This is a genomic window from Uruburuella suis, assembly GCF_004341385.1.
Lineage (GTDB): Bacteria > Pseudomonadota > Gammaproteobacteria > Burkholderiales > Neisseriaceae > Neisseria > Neisseria suis.
In genome coordinates this window covers 41,552-63,545 of record NZ_SLXE01000009.1, presented here as the reverse complement: position 1 = coordinate 63,545, position 21,994 = coordinate 41,552, and the positions used below count along the sequence as shown (strand labels likewise).

The 21,994-nt window shown below is 56.4% G+C and carries 18 protein-coding genes; 6 read left to right on the top strand and 12 right to left on the bottom strand.

The window, feature by feature from the left end; all coding sequences use genetic code 11:
• The first annotated feature begins 130 nt into the window (after positions 1-130).
• The gene (locus tag EV680_RS04760) at positions 131-1,180 is read left to right on the top strand and encodes a metallophosphoesterase (protein ID WP_132953597.1); all 1,050 of its coding nucleotides are present in this window, start codon (positions 131-133) and stop codon (positions 1,178-1,180) included.
• Positions 1,181-1,651: 471 nt separating this feature from the next.
• Here the strand turns inward: EV680_RS04760 and EV680_RS04755 are convergent, their stop codons facing one another.
• The 6 genes from EV680_RS04755 to EV680_RS04730 form a co-directional block, all read right to left on the bottom strand.
• A complete protein-coding gene (locus EV680_RS04755) occupies positions 1,652-2,551 on the bottom strand; it encodes a pirin family protein (RefSeq protein ID WP_132953596.1) in 900 nt (299 codons plus the stop codon).
• A gap of 38 nt (positions 2,552-2,589) precedes the next feature.
• Entirely contained in the window at positions 2,590-4,353 is a 1,764-nt protein-coding gene (locus EV680_RS04750; protein ID WP_132953595.1) for a monovalent cation:proton antiporter-2 (CPA2) family protein, read from the bottom strand.
• Between the two features lie 309 nt (positions 4,354-4,662).
• Entirely contained in the window at positions 4,663-4,959 is a 297-nt protein-coding gene (locus tag EV680_RS04745; protein ID WP_132953594.1) for a GNAT family N-acetyltransferase, read from the bottom strand.
• Positions 4,960-4,972: 13 nt separating this feature from the next.
• Positions 4,973-5,257: a GNAT family N-acetyltransferase gene (locus EV680_RS04740; protein WP_132953593.1), complete on the bottom strand. Its 285-nt coding sequence runs from the start codon at positions 5,255-5,257 to the stop codon at positions 4,973-4,975.
• Positions 5,258-5,494: 237 nt separating this feature from the next.
• Entirely contained in the window at positions 5,495-6,046 is a 552-nt protein-coding gene (locus EV680_RS04735; RefSeq protein WP_132953592.1) for a hemerythrin domain-containing protein, read from the bottom strand.
• A gap of 120 nt (positions 6,047-6,166) precedes the next feature.
• Positions 6,167-6,706, bottom strand: coding sequence for an NADPH-dependent FMN reductase (locus EV680_RS04730; RefSeq protein WP_132953591.1), 540 nt, complete (start codon positions 6,704-6,706; stop codon positions 6,167-6,169).
• A gap of 243 nt (positions 6,707-6,949) precedes the next feature.
• Here EV680_RS04730 and EV680_RS04725 point away from each other — a divergent pair, with 243 nt between their 5' ends.
• The 3 genes from EV680_RS04725 (at position 6,950) to EV680_RS04715 (ending at position 10,539) form a co-directional block, all read left to right on the top strand.
• On the top strand, positions 6,950-8,665 hold the full coding sequence (locus EV680_RS04725; protein WP_207894289.1) for a GMC oxidoreductase: 1,716 nt from the start codon (positions 6,950-6,952) through the stop codon (positions 8,663-8,665).
• Entirely contained in the window at positions 8,662-10,062 is a 1,401-nt protein-coding gene (locus EV680_RS04720; RefSeq protein ID WP_132953590.1) for a coniferyl aldehyde dehydrogenase, read from the top strand. Before EV680_RS04725 ends, EV680_RS04720 begins: the two co-directional genes overlap by 4 nt.
• Before the next feature lie 288 nt (positions 10,063-10,350).
• On the top strand, positions 10,351-10,539 hold the full coding sequence (locus EV680_RS04715) for a hypothetical protein (RefSeq protein ID WP_132953589.1): 189 nt from the start codon (positions 10,351-10,353) through the stop codon (positions 10,537-10,539).
• A gap of 158 nt (positions 10,540-10,697) precedes the next feature.
• Here the strand turns inward: EV680_RS04715 and EV680_RS04710 are convergent, their stop codons facing one another.
• The 4 genes from EV680_RS04710 to trpC form a co-directional block, all read right to left on the bottom strand.
• Positions 10,698-13,742, bottom strand: coding sequence for a valine--tRNA ligase (locus tag EV680_RS04710; protein ID WP_132953621.1), 3,045 nt, complete (start codon positions 13,740-13,742; stop codon positions 10,698-10,700).
• 159 nt (positions 13,743-13,901) lie between these two features.
• The gene (locus tag EV680_RS04705; RefSeq protein ID WP_132953588.1) at positions 13,902-14,186 is read right to left on the bottom strand and encodes a helix-turn-helix domain-containing protein; all 285 of its coding nucleotides are present in this window, start codon (positions 14,184-14,186) and stop codon (positions 13,902-13,904) included.
• 280 nt (positions 14,187-14,466) lie between these two features.
• Positions 14,467-15,243, bottom strand: a complete 777-nt coding sequence (map, locus tag EV680_RS04700; protein WP_132953587.1) for a type I methionyl aminopeptidase — start codon at positions 15,241-15,243, stop codon at positions 14,467-14,469.
• Between the two features lie 277 nt (positions 15,244-15,520).
• The gene (gene trpC / locus EV680_RS04695; protein ID WP_132953586.1) at positions 15,521-16,303 is read right to left on the bottom strand and encodes an indole-3-glycerol phosphate synthase TrpC; all 783 of its coding nucleotides are present in this window, start codon (positions 16,301-16,303) and stop codon (positions 15,521-15,523) included.
• A 452-nt stretch (positions 16,304-16,755) separates the two neighbouring features.
• Between trpC and EV680_RS04690 the strand changes: the two genes are divergently transcribed.
• Both EV680_RS04690 and EV680_RS04685 read left to right on the top strand, forming a co-directional pair.
• Positions 16,756-18,939 carry a TonB-dependent receptor gene (locus EV680_RS04690; protein WP_132953585.1) on the top strand — a complete coding sequence of 728 codons (2,184 nt, stop codon included), beginning with the start codon at positions 16,756-16,758 and terminating at the stop codon, positions 18,937-18,939.
• Between the two features lie 387 nt (positions 18,940-19,326).
• Complete coding sequence (locus EV680_RS04685) at positions 19,327-20,007, top strand: Fe2+-dependent dioxygenase (protein ID WP_132953584.1); 681 nt, start codon at positions 19,327-19,329, stop codon at positions 20,005-20,007.
• Positions 20,008-20,250: 243 nt separating this feature from the next.
• Here the strand turns inward: EV680_RS04685 and EV680_RS04680 are convergent, their stop codons facing one another.
• Both EV680_RS04680 and EV680_RS04675 read right to left on the bottom strand, forming a co-directional pair.
• A complete protein-coding gene (locus tag EV680_RS04680) occupies positions 20,251-20,856 on the bottom strand; it encodes a trimeric intracellular cation channel family protein (RefSeq protein WP_132953583.1) in 606 nt (201 codons plus the stop codon).
• A 147-nt stretch (positions 20,857-21,003) separates the two neighbouring features.
• Positions 21,004-21,957 carry a YheT family hydrolase gene (locus EV680_RS04675; RefSeq protein ID WP_132953582.1) on the bottom strand — a complete coding sequence of 318 codons (954 nt, stop codon included), beginning with the start codon at positions 21,955-21,957 and terminating at the stop codon, positions 21,004-21,006.
• Positions 21,958-21,994: the final 37 nt, after the last annotated feature.

Here is a 21,994-nt window from a genome sequence, read left to right as displayed (position 1 = left end):
GTGCTGAAGCACGATAACTTGTAATGAAATTACGGGAAAATGGGCAAAAGGCCGTCTGAAACGGCGGCGCAGCGGCTTGCCCCGCCTGCCCAAAGCGGATAAGCTTGCCACTTCACTTTAAGAGGCCGCCATGACTTACCGCTACCGCCAAACCCTGCCCGCCACCGCGCTCGACATCATCGGCGATGTGCACGGCGAATTTGCCGCTCTGCAATCGCTGCTGCACCATTTGGGCTACCGCGACAACGGCAGCCACCCGCAGGGGCGCAAGCTCGTGTTTGTGGGCGATTTGTGCGACCGCGGCCCCGACAGCCCCGCGGTGCTGGCTTGGTTTAAGCAGGCACACGATGCCGGCCATGCCTTTATGGTGCTCGGCAATCACGAATTGAATGCCTTGGTGGACGAACCCAAAGACGGCTCCGGCTGGTATTTTCCCTGCCGCGCCGAAAAAGACGGCCGCCAATACGCGCCGTGGAAGATGCTGCCCGAGGCCGACAAGCCCGCGCTCAATGCTTGGCTGGCCGAGCAGCCGCTGGTGTTGGCAAACCAAGATTTGCGCATTGTGCATGCGGCTTGGCTGCCGGAGAGCCTCGCCACGCTTGAAGCCGCCGTGGGTGAAGATTTAATCGCCCAATACCGCCGCTACGATGATGAATTGGTGCACGCGCTTCAGACGGCCTCGTGGTATGGCGATTATCTGCGCGAACAAGAAAAGCACGCCGAAGCGCTGGAAAACGCCGATATGCCGCCGCCGCCCATGCCGGCCACCGCGCAATACGAGCTGGCGCGCAGCCGCCTGCACCCCATCCGCGCACTCACCAGCGGCGCAGAAGTGATCGCACCCGCTCCTTTTTACGCCGGCGGCCGCTGGCGCTACACCGCCCGCAGCGCCTGGTGGCAAAACCATCACGACACCCCCGCCGTATTGATCGGCCATTACTGGCGGCGCTGGAATCCGCCCCCCGTCGACCCCACCCGTGAAAACCTGATGCCGCCGCAAAACAACGCTTGGCACGGCGCGGTGCACAATGTGTTCTGCATCGATTATTCCGTCGGCGCCCGCTGGCGCGACCGCAAAGCCGGCATTGCGCCCGCTCACTCCGAATTCCGCCTCGCCGCCATGCGCTGGCCGGAGCGGGTGCTGGTGTTTGATGATGGCGAAGTGGCCGCCACGGTTTGACGAAAGTAACAAATGCCGTCTGAAAATTTTCAGACGGCATTTGCATTTTATAGGGCGTAGGTCGGATTCTCGAATCCGACACTTGTTCGCAGAACAAGGTTTTCAAGGTTGCGGAAAATGTCGGATACAAGCGGGTAGGTTGGGTTGCAAACCCAACAAATCCATAAGCCGTCTGAAACGTTGGGTTTATCAACCCAACCTACGCGGTGACAGGAAAAATGTCGGATACAAGTATCCGACCTACATTTTCTGGTGTTTGATGATGGCGAAGTGGCCGCCACGGTTGGACGAAAGTAACAAATGCCGTCTGAAAATTTTCAGACGGCCTTTGCGTTTTATAGTGCGTAGGTCGGATTCTCGAATCCGACGCTTGTTCGCAGAACAAGGTTTTCAAGGTTGCGGAAAAATGTCGGATACGAGTATCCGACCTACATTTTATTGGCCGTCTGAAATCTTTCAGATGGCCTTGCTTCAGCGTATGCCGGCGGGTGCTTCGGGGGCAACCAGGCGTTTGAGCGTGCTGCCGCTCAAGTCGATTTCTTGGCCGAAGCGCGGGTGGTGGTTGTTCCAATCGGCCACGGCTTGGGCGATGGCTTCGCGGCTGTCGGCAACGAAATTCCACCACATCACGGTCGGGTGCGGCAAAGGCTCGCCGCCCAAGAGCATGATGTGGGTGCCGGCTTCGGCTGCCAGCGTGAAGCTGCCTTCGGCCTGCTCGATAAACAGCAATTCATCGGCACCGGCGCGTGTGCCGTCGGCGGCGGCCACGCTGCCGGTGATTACCAGCGCGCCGTATTCCCAACCGGCTTCGGCTTCAATGGTGAGGGTTTGGGCTTCGCGCACTTGAATATCCACGCCCACCAGCGGGCTGTGTTGGGTGGTGGGGGCGCGGCGGCCGCCGAAAGCGCCGGTGGTGAGCACATAATCTGCGCCGTTTTCCTGCCAGGCGGGCAGCTCAGGATAATGCTCGAAGTTGGGCGCGATTTCTTGGTTCATCGGCAGGGCAATCCACAATTGCACGGCGTGCAGCGTGTTTACATTTTCAGGGGTTTGCTCGGTGTGGGCGATGCCGTGTGCGCTGCCGGTGCCGGCGGTCATCAGGTTGACTTGGCCGGGGCGCACAAGCTGGCGGAAGCCCAAGCTGTCTTGGTGCCACATTTCGCCTTCGAGCATCCAGGTGAAGGTTTGCAGGTTGGTGTGCGGGTGCGCGCCCACTTGCATGCCGTCTGAATCGGCTTTGAACACGGCGGGGCCGGCGTGGTCGAGAAAGCACCATGCGCCTATGGTGCGGCGCTCTTTTTGCGGCAGTAATCGGGCAACGGGAATGCCGCCTACGTCTTTGGTGTTGGCGGTGAAGGTTTCTGTGTTCATGGTAGGCTCCTGAATCAATAATCAATGATAGAAAAAAGTTAATGCGGTGCTTTCGGCGGGGCGTTTTTCAGCAGCAGGGCGCGTCCGGCAAAGGTGTCGCCGGCCACTTCCAGCGCGAAGCGCTCTTTGTCGGTGCGGCGCACGCGCTCGCAGATTTCGGCGCTTTGGCTTTCATCGGCGCCCAGCATTTTCACCGCTTCGTTGCCCATGCTCATGGCGGCTTCAAAGGTTTCGCGCACGAAGAAATCGGCTTGCGCTTTCACCAATTCAAAGGCGTGCTCGCGGTCGAAAGCGCGCACAATCAGCCGCGTGTTGGGGCAGACATGTTTGGCGATTTCCACAATGCGGGTGGTGGCGTGGGCATCGTCGATGCAAATCAAAATGCAATCGGCATTTTCTGCACCGGCGGCATGCAGAATGTCTTCGCGCGCGCCATCGCCGTAATACACTTTAAAGCCGTCTTTATCGGCTTGGCGGATGATGTCGGGATTGTTGTCGATAATCGAAATCTGCGCGCCATAGGCAATCGGCGCTTGGCTGGCGATTTGGCCGACGCGGCCGAAGCCGATAATCAGCACATTGCCGCGCAGCGCTTCATCGCCGTTGAGGCTTTCCACGCCTTCCAGATTGATGCCGTTTTTGCGGGAAAAACGCCCGTGTATGATTAAAAACAGCGGCGTGAGCGCCATCGAAAGCACCACAATGGCGGTCATATTGGCATTTACCGTGCCGCTGATTACCCCTTGCGAGGCCGCCGCCGAAAACAGCACAAAGGCAAATTCGCCGCCCTGAGCCATCAACACCGCGCGCTCGAGGGCATCGGCGTGGCTGCTTTTGGCCAGCCGCGCCACGCCGTAAATCACCGCCGCTTTGGCCGCCATCAGCGCCAGCACGCCCGACACAATCAGCTTCCAGTTTTGCGCCACCACGTTTAAATCGAGCGCCATGCCCACGCCGAGAAAAAACAGGCCGAGCAAGAGGCCGCGGAAAGGCTCGATATCGGCTTCAAGCTGGTGGCGGAAGCTTGATTCCGACAGCAACACACCGGCCAAAAATGCGCCCATCGCCATCGACAAGCCGCCCCATTCCATCAGCAAAGCCGCGCCCAGCACCACCAAAAGCGCCGCCGCCGTCATCACTTCACGCGCTTTGGATTTGGCCAAAATGCCGAACATCGGGTTGAGCAGCCAGCGCCCGGCCGCCACCAATATGGCCAGCGACAAAACCGCCATGCCCAGCTTCATCCACAGCGAGGTGTCGGCCGTTGCCGTGGGCACGGTGGGCGCCATAAAGGCCACCACAGCCAGCAGCGGCACAATCAGCAAATCTTCAAACAATAAAATCGACACCATGCTCTGGCCTTGCGGCGTGGCCAATTCGTGGCGCTCGCCCAAAACCTGCATCACAATGGCGGTGGAGGTGAGCACAAAGCCCGATGCGCTCACAAACGCCACCTGCCACGGATAGCCAAACGCAATGCCCACGAAAGTGAGCATGGCTGCGGCCAAAATCACCTGCATGCTGCCCAGCCCGAAAATCTGCCGGCGCAGGTTCCACAAGTGCGAGGGCTTCATTTCCAAGCCGATAACAAACAAAAACATCACCACGCCCAATTCGGCCACATGGATAATGGCTTGCGGGTCGTCGAAAAATTTCAGGCCGAAAGGGCCGATAATCAGGCCGGCGGCCAGATAGCCCAGCACAGAGCCCAGCCCCAAACGTTTGAACAAAGGCACAGCGATAACTGCCGCCGCCAATAATGTCACCACGCGGACGAGCTCGCCCGCACCTTCTGCTGCCATAAGTTGCTCCGTGAAATCAATATTGCTGCTTTTGCTGTTCAGGTAGCCTTGATGCGCATCAGGGCTACCTGAAAACGGCAGCGGGTAGGTTGGGTTGCAAACCCAACAAATCTACAAGCCGTCTGAAACGTTGGGTTTATCAACCCAAGCTACGCTGTTGCTGAAAGTTGCGTATGGTTTCAGACGGCCTATTCTAAAAATGCAGCGGGTAGGTTGGGCTGCAAACCCAACAAGCCCACAGGCCGTCTGAAACGTTGGGTTTATCAACCCAAGCTACGCTGTTGCGAATCAAGGCTACCTGAAACTTGGTTATCCATCCTGCCAGGGCACGGTGTTGGCCTGATATTCGGGGTGTTTTTCAATATAGGCGCGCACCACCGGACACACCGGCTTCACTTTCAAGCCTTTGGCGGCGGCGTCATCCAAAAGGTATTGGATTAAAAACGAAGCAATGCCGCGCCCGCCCAATTCGGGCGGCACTTCGGTGTGCAGGTAGGCAATGCCGCCTTCAAACAAGGCGTAGTCTTCAAAAGCAATATGGCCTTCGGCATGAATTTCAAAGCGCTGCTTTTCCCGATTATCGATAACGGTGTAATCGCGTTTCATGGCAAGGCTCCGGTTAAGTGCGCAACACATCGTGGATGCTGCTGTCTTTGTCGAACACCGATTTGGCATAAGGACACAGCGGCAGGATTTTGATGTTTTTTTCGCGCGCAAAAGCCACGGCGGCATCGAGCAGACGGCGGCCGACGCCTTGGCCTTTAAACGCTTCGTCCACATCGGTGTGGTCGATGATAAACATGGCTTCGCCCGCCCAAGTGTAAGTCATTTCACCGGCTTGTTTGCCCTCTGCGTGCGCGAGAAAAGCGCCGTGTTTGCCGTCGTCTTGCTGGGTGATGTTCATAATCGTTCTTTCTTGAAAAATAAATAATATCCGTGCTAAAAAATAAGATAACAAAATAAAAGCAGTTCAACAGCACCAACCGCGTAGGTCGGATTCTTGAATCCGACGTTTGGCCGGCGGCCAAAGCAATGTGCCTGCCTTGTTCTGAGAACAAGTGTCGGATTCGAGAATCCGACCTACGGGCGGCCTGTTTGTATTATTTTTTAGAATCGGCATCACTTGAAAAATAAATAAAAACTATTCCGCCCGCAAGGCCAAAATCGGAATCACCAAATCTTCTTCATCGGCCAAATGGCGGTAAAGCGCGCCGCCGCCCTCTTCAATGGCTTGCGCGAGCTTGTCGGCCAGCGCCGGGTTGGCGGCTTCGTTTTGCTTGAGCGCGGCCAGCAGGGTTTGGATGCGGTAGAGCTGCTGCTCAATGTGATGGTGATCGGCATCGAGCACATCAAAGCCTTGCGCCAATTTCGGCTCGAGCTTGCGCATTTGCGGAAAATGGTGTGTGTCTTCGAGCCGGTGGTGGCCGTGTAAATGGCCGTAATGCAGCTCGGCGGCATGCAGCAGGCGGCTGCGGTAATCGGGCCAAAGCAGCCGCCCTTGCTGATATTCGCGCGATAAATAATCTAGCTCGCCCTGGCCGCGGCGCAGGCTGTGGTGCATGCCCAGCCAAGTGGCCGCTGTGCCGAAGCTCGGCAGTGCCGCCCATTTTTGCGGCGGCATCTGCTCGTGCAGATAAAGCCAGCTGCCATCAAGCTTGCTGTGGATGTGGGTGGGTTTGAATAATGTGTTCATTTTTTTCAGACGGCCTCAGCCGCTGCCTCGTTTATCGGTGATAAACCTTATTTTATGCCTTGCAGCGCTTGGCACAAGTAGGCACATTTTTGATACCGAGGCCGTCTGAAAGGTTGCGGCTTATTCGGCTTTCGCCCAGCCATAAAACGCGGCGGCAAATTTGTTGAGGAAAGCAGCGGTGCGCTCATCATTCACTTGGCCGTCGGCAAGCGCGGTGTGGGCGCGGCTGAGAAACACTTCGGGCGCAATCATCACATCGGCGCTCATCGCTTGCAGGCTTTGGCGGATGTGCAGGCCGCTGTTGATGCCGCCGTAGCTGCCGGGCGACGCGGTAATCACAGCGGTTTTCTTGCCGCCCCACAGGCTTTTGCCGGCTGGGCGCGAGGCAATGTCGAGCAGATTTTTCACGGCGGCGGGCATGCTGCGGTTGTGTTCGGGGCTGACAATCAACACCGCATCGGCCGCTTGCAGCTGCGCACGCACGCGCTCATAAGCGGGAATGCTTTCGCTGTCGAGATCTTGCGTGTAGAGCGGCAAGTCGCCGATCTGCACTTCTTCCACCACCACACCTTCAGGCGCTTGCGCGGCGAGGTGTTGCGCCACGGTGCGGTTAATGGATGCGCGGCTGAGGCTGCCGATAATCAGAGCGATTTTGGTCATGATGAAATCCTGTTGAAAAAGAGTGTGCGGCTTATTCTAAACGGATTTTCGAGCTTTGTCTGAAATCTGTGTTGTGCTTGAGAAAGGCCGTCTGAACAAGGTTTTCAGACGGCCTGTTTTTGAAATTGGCCGTGCGGAAATGATACCCATTCAAAAAAGCAAGCTAACAAGGCGGAAGCCTGCGACAGTACAGATAGTACGGCAAGGTGAGGCAACGAAGTTAGGTTATTTTTTGGGATTGGTATGAGATATGCCCTGCGCATTGCCGGCCTGTGCTATAAAGCTTTCAGACGGCCTGTGAAACCGCTAGGCCGTCTGAAAGCGTGTGAAAACAAGAAAATAGAGGCGGATATGGCTGCGTTTGACACCGATTATCTGATTATCGGCTCCGGCTTCGGCGGTAGCGTGTCGGCTTTGCGGCTGGCGCAAAAAGGCTACCGCGTGATGGTGGTGGAGCAGGGGCGCCGTTTCGCGCCGCGCGATATGCCTGAAAGCACCCGCAATTTGCGCCGTTTTCTGTGGCTGCCCTCGCTTTTTTGCCGCGGCTTTTTTTCGCTGCGGCTGTTTCGGCATATGTTGGTGCTGCACGGCAATGCGGTGGGCGGCGGCTCGGTGGTTTATGCCAACACCTTGCTCGTGCCGCCGGAAAAAGTGTGGCGCAGCGGCACTTGGGCGCTTTTGCGCGATTGGGCGGCTGAAATGCCCGAGCATTACCGCACGGCGGAAAAAATGCTCGGCGTAACCACCAATCCGCTGCTGGCCGATGCCGACCATATGCTGAAAAAATTGGCCGATGAAGCGGGCGTGGGCGGCAGCTTTTACCGCACCCGCGTGGCGGTGTATTTCGGTGCGGATGACGAGCATGCGCAGCCGCAGCAGCAGGGCGACCCTTATTTCGCAGGCCAAGGCCCTGCGCGTGCGCCCTGCATCGGCTGCGGCGGCTGCATGGTGGGCTGCCGCCACCGCGCCAAAAATTCGCTCGATTACAACTATCTTTATCTGGCTGAAAAGCTGGGCGTGCAAGTGTTGGCGGAAAGCCGCGTAAGCCGCATCGAGCCTTTGGACAAACAAGATAAGGGCCGCACCGGCTGGCGGGTGACGGTGCAGCCTTTCAAGCAGCCCGAGCAGCATTTCACCGCGCAAAATGTAATCGTGTCCGCCGGCAGCTTGGGCACGCAGGCTTTGTTGTTTGACATGAAAGAAAAAGGTGTGCTGCCCGATCTTTCGCCGGCTTTGGGGCGCAATGTGTTTACCAATGCCGAATCGCTGATCGGCGTGCGCTTTCCCGGCGGCAGCGCCGATTTTTCGCGCGGCATTGCCATCGGCTCGGGCATTCACTTAGCCGACGGCACCCACATCGAGGCCACGCGCTTTCCGGCCGGCTCCAATATCGCCAGCCTGCTGGGCACGCTGATGAACCACAGCCGCGCCGGCCGCATGAATCTGCGCCAATGGCTGGGCGCGTTTGCGCGCGGCTGGCTCACGCGCCCGCGGCAGATGTGGCAGGCTTTGCGCCCGAAGAATATGGCGCGCGAATCGCTGATTTTTTTGTGCATGCAAACCGCGCCGCAGCCTTTGAACATGGTGTGGCGCAGGCCGTGGTTTTGGCCGTGGCGCCGGCGGCTGGCCAGCGAAGGGGCGCGGATTCCGGCTTATATTCCTGCTGCCGGCGAATTTGCTTTTCAGGCGGCCCAAGCGCACGGCGGCAGCGCGTTTAGCTGCGTGGCCGATGTGTTTCTGAATATTCCGGCCACCGCCCACTGCATGGGCGGCGCGGCGCTGGCGGCTTCGCCCGAAGAGGGCGTGTGCGATGCGCAACATCGTGTGTTTGGCTATCAAAATCTTTATGTGATAGACGGCGCCAATATTTCCGCCAATCTGGGGGTGAACCCCAGCCTCACCATTGCCGCGCTGGCCGAAGCGGCCATCAGCCATATTCCGCCCAAGGAGTGTTTATGAAACCTGCCGATTTGTCCGATTGTTTCCAGCTGCTTCACGAGGCTTCGCGCCGCCATATCGAAGTGCCTTGGCCGCTGCGGCAGCAACGTTTGCAAAAGCTTGCCGATATGCTGCACACGCACCGCGAAGCCATTCAAGCGGCCATCAGCGCCGATTTCGGCCGGCGCAGCCGCCACGAAACCGATTTGCTGGAAATGGTGCCCACGCTCGAGGGCATCCGCCATGCGCTGCGCCACGGCAAGCGCTGGATGCGGCCGCGCAAGGCGGCGGTGGCGTGGCCTTTCTGGCCGGCGAAAAACCGCATTGTGCCGCAGCCTGTGGGCGTGGTGGGCGTGATTGCGCCGTGGAATTATCCGCTTTTTCTCAGCATCGGCCCTTTGGTCGGCGCCTTTGCCGCCGGCAACCGCGCCATGGTAAAAACTTCGGAGCATGCGCCCGCGTTCAGCCGCTGGCTGGCCGATACCGTGCCGCACTATTTTGCCGCCGATGAGCTGGCCATTGTGGAGGGCGGCGCGGATGTGGCTGCGGCTTTTGCCGCGCTGCCGTTTGACCATCTGCTTTTCACCGGCTCCACCGCCGTCGGCCGCTTGGTGATGCAGGCGGCGGCTGCCAACCTCACCCCGCTCACGCTGGAATTGGGCGGCAAATCGCCCACGCTGATTTTGGAAGATGCCGATTTGGATCAGGCGGTGGCGCGGGTGATGAGCGGCAAATGGGTAAACGCCGGCCAAACCTGCATTGCGCCCGATTATGTGCTGCTGCCCCAAGCGCTGCACGCGGCCTTTATCGAAAAAGCGCGCGCTTGGGTGGGCAGGCATTATCCCGATTTGGCCGCCAACCCCGACTACAGCCACATCATCAATGAAAACCAGCGCCGGCGTTTGCAAAGCCGGTTGGATGAAGCCGCGCGCGAGGGCGCGGCCGTGGTGCCGCTGGCCGGGCGCGGCGATGGTGGCGACAACTTGCTGGTGCCGCACCTGATCAGCGGCGCGCCCGAACACACGCTGCTGATGCAGGAAGAAATCTTCGGCCCCTTGCTGCCGCTGCTGCCTTATCCGTCGCTGGATGAGGCGCTGGCCTATATCGGCGCACGGCCGCGGCCGCTGGCTTTATATGTGTTCGGCAAAGATAAAGCGCAAATCGACAAAGTGTTGCAGCGCACCGTGTCCGGCGGCGTGAGCGTAAACGACACCTTGCTGCATGTGGCGCAGGAAGGCCTGCCTTTCGGCGGCATCGGCGCTTCGGGCATGGGCGCTTATCACGGGCGGGCGGGCTTTGAAACTTTTTCGCATCTCAAGCCCGTGTTTGTGCAAAGCCGCATCAACAGCATGGGGCTGCTGGCACCGCCTTACGGCAAGGTGTTTGAGCGGATTGTGGGGGTGTTGCTGAGGCGTTGATTTTTAAAGAGATTTTTGGATTAGAGTCGAACGAAACCGCGTGTAGAGGCCGTCTGAAAGCTTTCAGACGGCATCGCTTTATTTCCCGTGAAACAACACAGCGCGTAGGTCGGATTCTCGAATCCGACGCTTGTTCGCAGAACAAGATTTTTAGGGCTGCGGTAAATGTCGGATACGAGTATCCGACCTACAACCGTAATACCTGAGGCCGTCTGAAAAGCTTTCAGACGGCCTCAAGTGTTGCCAGACTCAGTCTTTCAATTTCAGCAAGTGTAGGTACGATTAGCTTTGTTAAAACAAAGCGTAATCGTACGCACGAAGCTTGCCCACACCCCCAAAAACCAAACAGCCCACGGGCCGTCTGAAACGTTGGGTTTGCAACCCAACCTACCCGCCGCATCACTTTTTTATGCATTCCACTATAGCGCACAGATGCCGTCTGAAAGCTTTCAGACGGCATCGTTTTATTTCCCGTGAAACAACACAGCGCGTAGGTCAGATTCTCGAATCCGACGCTTGTTCGCAGAACAAGATTTTTAGGGCTGCGGTAAATGTCGGATACGAGTATCCGACCTACAATGGCAATACTTGAGGCCGTCTGAAAAGCTTTCAGACGGCCTCAAGTATTGCCGGGCTCAGTCTTTCAATTTCAGCAGCTGGCTTTGCACTTTGGCCATTTTGTTTTCCAAATCGGCCAATTCGGCACGGTCTTTTTCCACCAAGTGCGCGGGTGCTTTGTCGGTGTAGCCGGGTTTGCCGAGCTTGGCTTCGAGCTTGTCGAGCGCTTTTTGCAATTTTTCGGCTTCTTTGCTCAAGCGTGCGCTTTCGGCGGCTTTGTTGATTTCCACTTTCAGCATCAGGCGCGCGTTTTGGCACACGGCCACGGGCGCATCGTCGGCTTCGGGCAGCTTCTCAACCAGCTTGGCTTCGGTGAGGCGCGCCATCATCGGCACATATTTGAGCAAGGCTTCCAGCTCGCTGCCGCCTTCGACAAACAAGGGCGCTTTCACGCTCGGCGCCAAGCCCATTTCGCCGCGCAGATTGCGCACGGCGCCGATTAAATCTTGCAGCGCGGCCATTTTGTCGAACGCGACGGGCACGATTTTTTCTTCGTCTGCCAGCGGCCAAGCGGCGAGCATCAGGCTGTCGGTGTGTTTGGCGTTGGCCAGTGGGGCGACGGTTTGCCACAGCTCTTCGGTGATAAAGGGCATAATCGGATGCAGCAGGCGCAAAATCACTTCGAGCACGCGCACGAGGGTGCGGCGGGTGGTGCGCTGCGTGGTGGGGCAGCCGGTTTGCAGCTGCACTTTGGCAAGCTCGATATACCAATCGCAAAAATCGTTCCACACGAATTCATACAGCGTTTGCGCTGCCAAATCGAAGCGGTAGGTGTCGAAGGCTTCGGCGGTGGCCGCTTCGGTTTGTTGCAGGCGGCCGATAATCCATTGGTCGACAAAAGTGTAGGCCAATGGCTGGGTTTCGTCTTGGCCGCAGTCTTTATCTTCCACGTTCATCAGCACGAAATTGGTGGCGTTCCACAATTTGTTGCAGAAATTGCGGTAGCCCTCGGCGCGTTTGAAATCGAAGTTGATGCTGCGCCCCAAGCTGGCGTAGCTGGCCATGGTGAAGCGCAGCGCATCGGTGCCGAACACGGGAATGCCTTCGGGGAATAATTTTTCGGTGGCTTTTTTCACTTGCGGCGCACGCTCGGGGCGGCGCAGGCCGGTGGTGCGCTTCACCAGCAGGGCTTCTAAGTCGATGCCGTCGATTAAATCCACCGGGTCGATCACATTGCCCTCGGATTTGGACATTTTTTTGCCTTCGTGGTCGCGCACCATGCCGTGGATATACACGTCTTTAAACGGCACTTTCCCGGTGAAATGGGTGGTCATCATAATCATGCGCGCCACCCAGAAGAAGATGATTTCGTAGCCGGTAACGAGCACATTGCTTGGCAAAAAGGCTTTCAAATCATCGGTTTCAGACGGCCAACCCAAAGTGGAGAAGGGCACGAGTGCGGAGGAGAACCAAGTGTCGAGCACGTCTTCATCGCGGGTGAGCTTAATGCCTTGGCTTTGGGCTCGTTGAATCAAGGCTTGCACTTCCGCTTCATGGGCTTTCAGATAGCCTTCGGCGTTGGAATAATGGGTTTCGCCGGCCAATGGCTCAGCCGGCATTTGAGTGCGGCCTGCTTTTTCGGCCATGCGCCAAAAATCGGACATCAGGGCAAACACCTGGTCATCGATTTTGCCTTGGTTTTGTTGGGCGATATACAGCTCGGAAAAAGCTTGGTAGTAGGCATGAAATGCTGTTTTTGCGACATAGCAGTTGCCGTTTTCATCATACCAAGCGGGAATTTGATGCCCCCACCACAATTGGCGCGAAATGCACCAATCTTGGATATTGTTCATCCATTGGTTATAAGTGTTAACCCAATTTTCGGGGATGAATTTCACCGCGCCGCTGTCAACCGCGTGTTTGGCTTTTTGCGCCAGGCTCATGCCTTTGAATTCGCTGTCGGGCTCACCGCCATTGGGCGTGGCGCTCATGGCCACGAACCATTGGCTGGTGAGCATGGGCTCAATCACCGAGCCGGTGCGGTCGCCTTTGGGCGTCATCAGCGTGTGCGGTTTGGTGTCGGCCAATAAGCCTTGCGCTTCGAGGTCGGCCAGCATTTGTTTGCGCGCGGCGAAGCGGTCGAGGCCGGCGTAAGCGGCGGGCAGGGCAAAGCCGGCTTGCGCTTCGCCTTTGAAGTTGAACACTTCGGCTTCAGCCAATACTTTGGCTTCTAAATCAAATACATTAATCAGGCGGGTGTCGTGGCGTTTGCCCACTTCATAGTCGTTGAAATCGTGTGCGGGCGTGATTTTCACGCAGCCGGTGCCGAAATCTTTTTCCACATATTCATCGGCAATCACGGGAATGCGGCGGCCGGTGAGCGGCAACAGCAATTCTTGGCCGATCAAGCCGGCATAGCGCTCATCTTCAGGATTCACCGCCACGGCCACGTCGCCGAGCAGGGTTTCGGGGCGGGTGGTGGCCACAATCACCGCTTCGGCGGGGTTGCCGGCCAGCGGATAGCGGATATGCCACATATGGCCTTGCTCTTCCACGCTTTCCACTTCCAAATCAGACACCGCCGTGCCCAGCACCGGATCCCAGTTCACCAATCGTTTGCCGCGATAAATCAAGCCTTGCTCAAACAGGCGCACAAACACTTCGGTCACCACTTCGGCGCGGGTGTCGTCCATGGTGAAATATTCGCGCGTCCAATCGGCCGAGCAGCCCATGCGGCGCATTTGCTCGGTAATCGTGCCGCCGGATACGTTTTTCCACGCCCACACTTTTTCCAAAAAGCCTGCGCGGCCTAAATCATGGCGCGACACGCCTTCTTCGGCCAACTGGCGCTCCACCACGATTTGGGTGGCGATGCCGGCATGGTCGGTGCCCGGAATCCAAGCGGTGTTGCAGCCTTTCATGCGGTAATAGCGGGTGAGGCCGTCCATAATGGTTTGGTTGAAGGCGTGGCCCATGTGCAGCGTGCCGGTTACATTCGGCGGCGGCAGTTGGATAGAGAATGAAGGCTTGCCCAAATCCATGTGCGGCTGGAAATGGCCGGCGGCTTCCCAGGCTCGATAGTGTTTGGTTTCGATTTCGGCGGGATTGTATTTGTTTAGCATGATGTTTGGCGTGTTGCTGGGTGAATAAGTTTGAATCGTGGGATTATAGCGCAATCGCCGTCTGAAACCTATGCCGGATGCTTTCAGACGGCCTGAAAACCAAGCGGAAGCTGCCCGTTTGCACTCAGGCAGACGGGCAGCTTGCATAAGCGCAAAGGCTTATTTTGCTTTGGCTTCTTTTTTCAAAGAGGCATAAAGCTCGGGTTGGCGTTCTTTCAACAGCGTGGCGATGGTTAAATCTTCACGGTTGACTTTGGCCAGGTCCACATTTTCGATATGCACCAAACGGAGCAGCTCACGCACGGGCTTGGGCATGTTGCGGCCAGACTCGTAGCGGGAGCCACCCGATTGGGTAACACCGATTCGGCTCCAAAAATCCATTTGGTTCAAGCCGAGTTTTTTGCGGATGTCGCGAATGTTTTCGATTTGCTCGAACGATTTCATTAAATTTCCTTCTTTTCTTATTTGAGTTTAAAGCCAGAATAGTTTCAGCCAACTTTAATACCGTTAACGATAATAACATATATGATATATTATTAACTGCAGGTAGTAAAGTATAAGACTTTAGACAGGAGATGCAATAGAAGTTTGATATTTTTTTTCTAGCGTTAACATTCATATTGACTATGGGGCGTCTCTTAGCTTTAATTTATTTAGAATCAAAAGGTTTTAACGATAAATAGAGCAATTCATCTAAATTCATTAATGTTTGATTTAGGCTAAATTAAGGCTTGCCGGAGGCCGGGCTCACCGTCAGTATTTCGCAACTTTCGGCAGTAACCAGCACTTCATGCTCCCATTGCGCCGAGAGCGAACGGTCTTTTGTCACCACGGTCCAGCCGTCGGGCAGGATGCGCAAATGGCGTTTTCCTTGGTTGATCATCGGCTCAATGGTGAAAATCATGCCCGGCTCCAGCACCAGCCCCTGGCCTTTGCGGCCATAATGCAACACTTGCGGCTCTTCGTGAAAGCCGCGGCCGATGCCGTGGCCGCAAAATTCCTGCACCACCGAATAGCCGGCATTTTCGGCAACCTGCTGGCAGGCATAGCCGATGTCGCCCAAAGTGGCGCCCGGCTTCACAGCGGCAATGCCGGCCATCATGCTTTGGTGGGTAACGTCGATCAGCCGCTGCGCCTGCGGGCTGATGTTGCCCACGGCAAACATGCGGCTTGAATCGCCGTGAAAGCCGTCTTTTTTGATGGTAACGTCGATGTTGACAATGTCGCCGTTTTTCAAGGGCTTGTCGTCGGGAATGCCGTGGCAGATCACATGGTTTACCGAAGTGCAGCACGATTTCGGATAGGGCGGGTTGCCATAATTGAGCGGGGCGGGATAGCCGCCTTGCACGTTGACGTGGTAATCGTAAATCAGTTTGTCTAATTCGTTGGTGGTGACGCCGGGTTTGACGAATTGTCCGATATAGTCGAGCGCTTCGGCGGCCAGGCGGCCGAGCACGCGCATTTGTTCGATTTCTTCGGCGTTTTTGATGATGACGGCCATGGGATTATCCTTGTGTGTTCAGACGGCCTGTTTCAGCGCAAGGCCGTCTGAATAAAATCAACATAGAGATGAGAATCAAATTCAACATGCGGCATTTTTGCGGAAAAACAAGCTTGAAACAAGCTATCTGGTTGTTTGTATAAGAGTTTATTTATCGATATGAAAGGCCGTCTGAATGTTTCAGACGGCCTTTCATGCAATCGGGCTTAGGACAGCCTAAGCGCGCCTTGGCATCAAAATGCCGGCAAAATCCCTACGCCGGCGTTTCAGAGCCTTCTTAAAACAGGCTTTTCACCGCCGCTTCGATGTTGTCGGCGCGCATAAAGGTTTCACCGATTAAAAAAGTGTGCACGCCGTGGTTTTGCATAAAAGCCACATCGGCTTTGCCGGTGATGCCGCTTTCGGTGACCACGGTTTTGCCGCCAAGCTCGGGCAGCAGATCCAGCGTTTGCTGCAACGACACGTCGAATGTGCGCAGGTTGCGGTTGTTTACGCCCACAAGCTTCGTGGTGAGCTTGCGGCATTTGGCCAATTCGCTTTGATCGTGCAATTCCAGCAACACCGTCATGCCCAATTCGTGCGCGGTGCGCTCCAACGCTTCGAGCTGCGCCGCTTCCAGCGCGGCGGCAATCAGCAAAATGGCATCTGCGCCCCAAGCGCGCGCCTGATACACCTGATAATCGTCAATCATAAAATCTTTGCGCAACACCGGCAGCGCCACCGCCGCTTTCACTTGCTGCAAATATTCGGGCGCGCCCTGGAAATAAGGCGCATCGGTGAGCACCGACAAGCAGGCCGCGCCGGCGCGCTCATAAGCAAGCGCGATTTCCACCGGGTTGAAATCGGCGCGGATCAGGCCTTTGCTGGGGCTGGCTTTTTTCACTTCGGCAATCACAGCCGGCTGCGCGGCGGCATGCTTGGCGTGAATCGCAGCGAGAAAATCGCGGGCGGGCGCGGCAGCCGCAACTTGCCGCTTGATTTCATCAAGCGGCACAGCGGCTTTGGCAGCGGCCACTTCTTCGGCTTTGGTGGCGAGGATTTTATTCAGAATATCGGTCATGGGGCGGTGGTGGGCGCAAACGGGAAAGGCTGATTATACGGCTTATGGCGGTGCGACGAAAGAGTGGAGAGGCCGTCTGAAATAGATTTTAAAAATAAATATATCTATCATAATTCTTTTATTTTCAATGAATATAAATGATATTAATTTGTGTTTGATATAGATTTGTATTATCCTTGTTAAGGTTTGCGGGTTTTCGTAAATAAAACCTTGGCTCATGGGCAGAAAAGCAAATGCAGGCCGGCTGAAAAGTGATGGATGGCCTCTGTAAATATGCCGGATAGCCGGCAGGGGGCAGCCGGTTTGTGCAGCTCTTTGGCGGCATGCCCATTCAAAACAGTAATACGTAGCTCAAAAATCAGATAACCGGGCGGCTAAGGCAGCCGGGCTATGGTTAAAACGGGCATCACACATCATTCAAGCAACACATCAAAACAAGGAGCAAAACAGATATGGCTGAAAAGAAGTCGGCAGGCGTGATTAAGCAGGCACGCAAACACAGCAAAATGGTGGGCGCAGGCCTTTTGGCTGCGGCCATGAGCCCGGCCTTGATGGCGGCGGAAAGTAAAGCTGAATTGGAAGCGGTAGAGGTGCGCGGCAGCCAGCTGATCCGCAGCGGCTATAAAGCACCCAACACCACCATCGGCAAGCGCGAGCAAGATGTGCAGAATATTCCGCAAAGCGCTACCGTGATCAACCAGCAAGTGATGCAAGACCAAGCCACCACCGATTTGAAAGACGCGCTGCGCAATGCCGGCATCACTTTTCAGGCGGGCGAAGGCGGTCAAACCGAAGTGCCGATTATCCGCGGCATGCATGCGGGCGGCGATGTGTTTGACGACGGCTTGCGCGGCTCGGCTGCCCAATTCAATGCCGACACTTACAACACCGAGCGCGTGGAAGTGCTCAAAGGCAGTGCGGCAGCTTTGTTTGGGCGCGGTGCAGCCGGCGGCGTGATTAACCAGGTGAGCAAATCGCCTTATGCCGGTCGCGGCGGCGAAGTGGCCGTGGGCTTGGGCACACAAGGCTTCAAGCGCGCCACCGCTGATGTGAATTATGCCTTTAACGACGACATCGCCGTGCGCATCAACGCCATGGGCGAAAATGTGGAATCGCGCCGCAAGCCGGTGGAAAAAAAGCGCTGGGGCATTGCGCCTTCGGTGATTTTCGGCATGACGGGCGACACGCAATTGGAGCTCTCTTACAAACACGATGATGAAAACAACGTGCCCGATTTCGGCGTGCCTTATGTAAATACCGGTGCCAACACCCGCACCGCAGCGGTGGAGGCGATTGATCAATTTTTCGGCTACAACACCGATTTTGAAGACATCAAACGCGATGCCTTCACAGCCAAGCTGGATCACCAATTCAACGAAAACATGAAAATCAGCAACACCACGCGCTACAGCCGCACCCGCTACGACATGATGGGCATTCCGCCGCGGCTCAATGCCAACGGTTTGGTCGCGCGCGGCCTGAGCGGCAATGCGGTGAAAGTGGTGGATTACGATGCCAACACGTGGACCAACCACACCGATTTCAATATGAAATTCGACACCGGCCGCTTGAAACATGATGTGTTGGTGAATGCTGAGCTCACGCGCGAAAAACGCAAAAACTTCAGCCACACTTATAGCTTTTTCAATGCCGACGGCACGCCCGCGCCCACCACCAACCCCATTGGCTTCCACCACGGCAAGCCCACGGAAAACTTTTACTGGACGCGCACCAACCCAGATCCGAGCGTGCTCACCACGCACACCGTGGGCATGGGCGTGAGCGATATTGTGGAAATCACGCCGCAGTGGACTGCCATTGCCGGAGTGCGCTTCAACCACATCAAAACCGAAAATGCGCCATCAGGCGGCGGCAGCAAAACATCGCGCACCGACAATGTGTGGACATATAACGGCAGCGTGATTTGGACACCGGTGGAGGGCCATAATGCCTACCTGACCTACAGCACCGCCGTGACCCCCGTGGCTTATCGTGTGACCGGCCAAAACGACTCGCTCGACCCCTCGCAGCTCGTGGCCGAGCCGGAAGAAACCCGCACCATCGAATTGGGCACCAAACACGCCTTTTTTGATGACGCGCTTACCGTAAACGCCGCCTTGTTCCACACCAAAAAAACCCAGCAATACTACCGCGATGCCGGCTTTATCGACCACATCAAAGTGTATGGCCTCGATATGGAAGTGGCCGGCCGCATCACCGACAAACTTAATTTAATCGGCAACCTTGTGTGGGCCAACGGCAAAATGAGCGCCGATGCCGGCAACCCCAACGTGGCGCAGCTTGACGGCTATTTCCCCGAGGCTGCCGCCAAATTCACGGCCAACGTGTGGGGCAACTACCGCATCACTGAAAACGTGAATGCCGGCCTGGGCGTGCGCTATGTGGGCGACCGCTACACCCACATGCCTTCGCGCGGCGGCAACCCGGTGATGGTGCAAAAACTGCCTTCCTACACCGCCGTGGATGCCATGCTCAATTACGAAACCCGCAGCTATCGCGCCCAGCTGAATGTTAACAATTTGTTCGACAAGAAATATTTCTCTACCGGCCACCGCCAGCAAGCGATTCCGGGCGACCGTCGCGCATCGATTGTGACATTTGCTTATAAGTTTTAACGTGTGAAAAGGCCGTCTGAAACCTTTCAGACGGCCTTTTTCCGAATGATACCCATTCGAAAAAATAAGATAACAAGGCGGCGAGCCGAAGACAGTACACCTATAGATGCGGCAATTAATTATTGAATATTCACATCCTCTTACCCGCAGCAGAAACCTGTTCCCTCTCCCGTGGGAGAGGGCTAGGGAGAGGGCAACAAGCCAAAGGCTTGTTTGCCGGTATCTGAAAATGTTCAATATTAAATTGCTGAATCAATAGTGCGGCAAGGCGAGCCAACGCAGTTAGGTTATTTTTTCGAATGGGTATGAGTTGCCATGGTTTAATTTTCAGGCGGAAAATTGAACCATGGTTGCTTCAAACCATTTTCATCACAATGAGAGCCGCTTATGTTATTGCATATCGAAAACGTATTCAGCGCCGAAGAGCTGGCACAGGCGCAAACCATTTTGGCCGAAGCGCCGTGGGCTGACGGCAAAATCACCGCCGGCAGCCAATCGGGGCAGGTGAAAAATAATTTGCAGCTGCCGCAGCACAGCGAAGCGGCGCAGACCTTGTCGCAAATGGTGAAAAACGCCGTGTTGCGCAACAGCGAATTCTTCTCTGCCGTGTTGCCGAAAAACGTGTTTCCTCCGCTGATTAATTGCTACCGTGAAGGGCAGAATTTCGGCAACCACATCGACAATGCCGTGCGCATGGATCCTTTCACCCAACAATGGGTGCGCACGGATGTGTCGAGCACGCTTTTTCTCAACGCCCCCGAAGAATACGATGGCGGCGAATTGGTGATTGAAGACAATTACGGCAGCCACAGCGTGAAACTGGCCGCCGGCGATATGGTGGTGTATCCCGCCACCAGCCTGCACCGTGTGATGCCGGTTACGCGCGGGCAGCGGCTGGCCAGCTTTTTCTGGACGCAATCGATGATACCCTCCGACGAAAAACGCACCCTGCTTTTCGATATGGATCGCGCCATCTCCACCCTGCGCGCCGAGCATGGCGACACCGAAGCGCTGGTGGTGCTCACCGGCACTTATCACAATTTATTGCGCCAATGGGCAGAGGTGTAAACCGGTTGCCGGAAAACATGAGGCCGTCTGAATATTTTCTTTCAAACGGCCTTTTTAATGCATAAGCTATTGTTTTTTTTATTTTTCAAAAACAAGCGTTCTCGAAAACCAATCATCGGGCGCATAGGGTGTGTGCCGCAGGCACGCACGCGTTTTTCATTCGACAACCAGGCCGTCTGAAAGAAAATGTTCAGACGGCCTTTCGGTTTTCAATCATATTGATGCAAACGCATGCGGGCGTGTTTAAAACCGAGGCAGCCGCCAAGCCACGCGGTGCGCCCACAGCCTGAGCGCGTAGCCGCCCCACAGCAGAATATTGAGTGTGAAAAGGTTTACCCAGCCGGCCGCATCGAGCAGATAAAGCGCCAGGCCGATAATCACCGACACCGTGCCGTAAAAATCTTTGCGCAAAATCATCGGAATATCGTTTACCAATGTGTCGCGCACAATGCCGCCGCCCACGGCGGTAACAAAGCCCAGCATCACCACGCCGAAAAGGTTTAAATCATACATCAGCCCCACTTGCGCGCCGGTGATGGTGAAAGCCACCAGCCCGAGCGAATCGGCCAGCAAAAAAGAAGCCGCCAGCGTTTTGCCGCGCTGGTTTTGCAGCTTGAAAAGCCAAGCGGCCACCAGCGTGAGGGCGATGGTGATGATGGCCGAATGTTGGGTGAACACCAGCGGCACGCGCCCCACCAGCACATCGCGCATCATGCCGCCGCCGATGGCGGTGAGCAGCGCCACAATCAGCACGCCGAGCAAATCCAGCCGCTTACGCACGCCCACCAGATAGCCGGACACGGCAAAAGCGGCGGTGCCGATAATGTGGATGATGTCGGTGGTGTTCACAAATAATCCTGTTGGCTGAAGTTTTGCGCATTATAGGGAAATCGGCTGTAAACGCAAACATGATGCCGAGGCCGTCTGAAACCGCGTAGGTACGATTAGCGCAGCGTAATCGTACGCATGAAACTAAAGTTTCAGACGGCCTGTGGTTTACGCGCCCACCGCACCGAAATAAGCCAGCAGCGTTTGCGGCAGCCAATTTAAATGGCCGCGCCCGTGCCCGCTCACAAAGCCGACATGGCCGCCGTGCGCCGGTTGCAGCAGGGTGACGGCTTTGGACACTTCTTTTTCAGAGAGCAGTGCTTCGGGCGGCAGGAAAGGGTCGTTCACCGCATTGAGCAGCAGCGTGGGCGTGGCAATGGCGCCCAATAGCGGTTTGCAGGAGGCGCGGCGGTAATAGTCGGCGGCATTTTGAAAGCCGTGCAGCGGCGCGGTGAAAGCGTTGTCGAAATCAGACAGCGTTTTGCAGCGGCTGAGCGCTTCGGTGTGGAAATCAAACGCGCGCGCTTTGGGAATCAGCGTGTTGAGGAAATAGCGGGTGTAGAGCAGGCGGGTGGCGCCTTTGTCGAAACGGGTGCCGGCGGCGGTGAGATCGACCGGCGCCGACACCACGGCCGCGGCGCGGGGCAGGGCGCGGCTGCCTTGTTCGCCCAGATATTTGGCCAACGCATTGCCGCCGAGCGACACGCCGGCGGCATACACCGTGCTGTAGCGCGCAGACAGCGTTTGCAGCATAAATTCGATTTCGCGGCTGTCGCCCGAGTGGTAATACACCGGCGCGGTGTTGGCCACGCCGCCGCAGCCGCGAAAATGCGCCACCACGCCGTGCCAGCCGTGTGCGGCCACCGCATGCATCAGCGCGGCGGCATAATGGCTGCGGCTGCTGCCTTCCAAACCGTGAAACAGCACCAGCAGCGGCGCATCGGCGCGGGGGCTGTCGATAAAATCATAAGCCACCAGCGTTTGGCCGGTGCTGTCGGGCAAAAGCTCGCGTCGATAAGCCGGCGGCGTCGGTTGCAGCGATTTGGCATAAAGGGTTTCGATATTGCCGCCGCGCAGCCAGCGCGGGGTGTGTAAAGGGGGAAGGGTGGATATGATTGGCATGGTGGTTGGTTAAGGCTTTGATTTAATTGAGTGATGA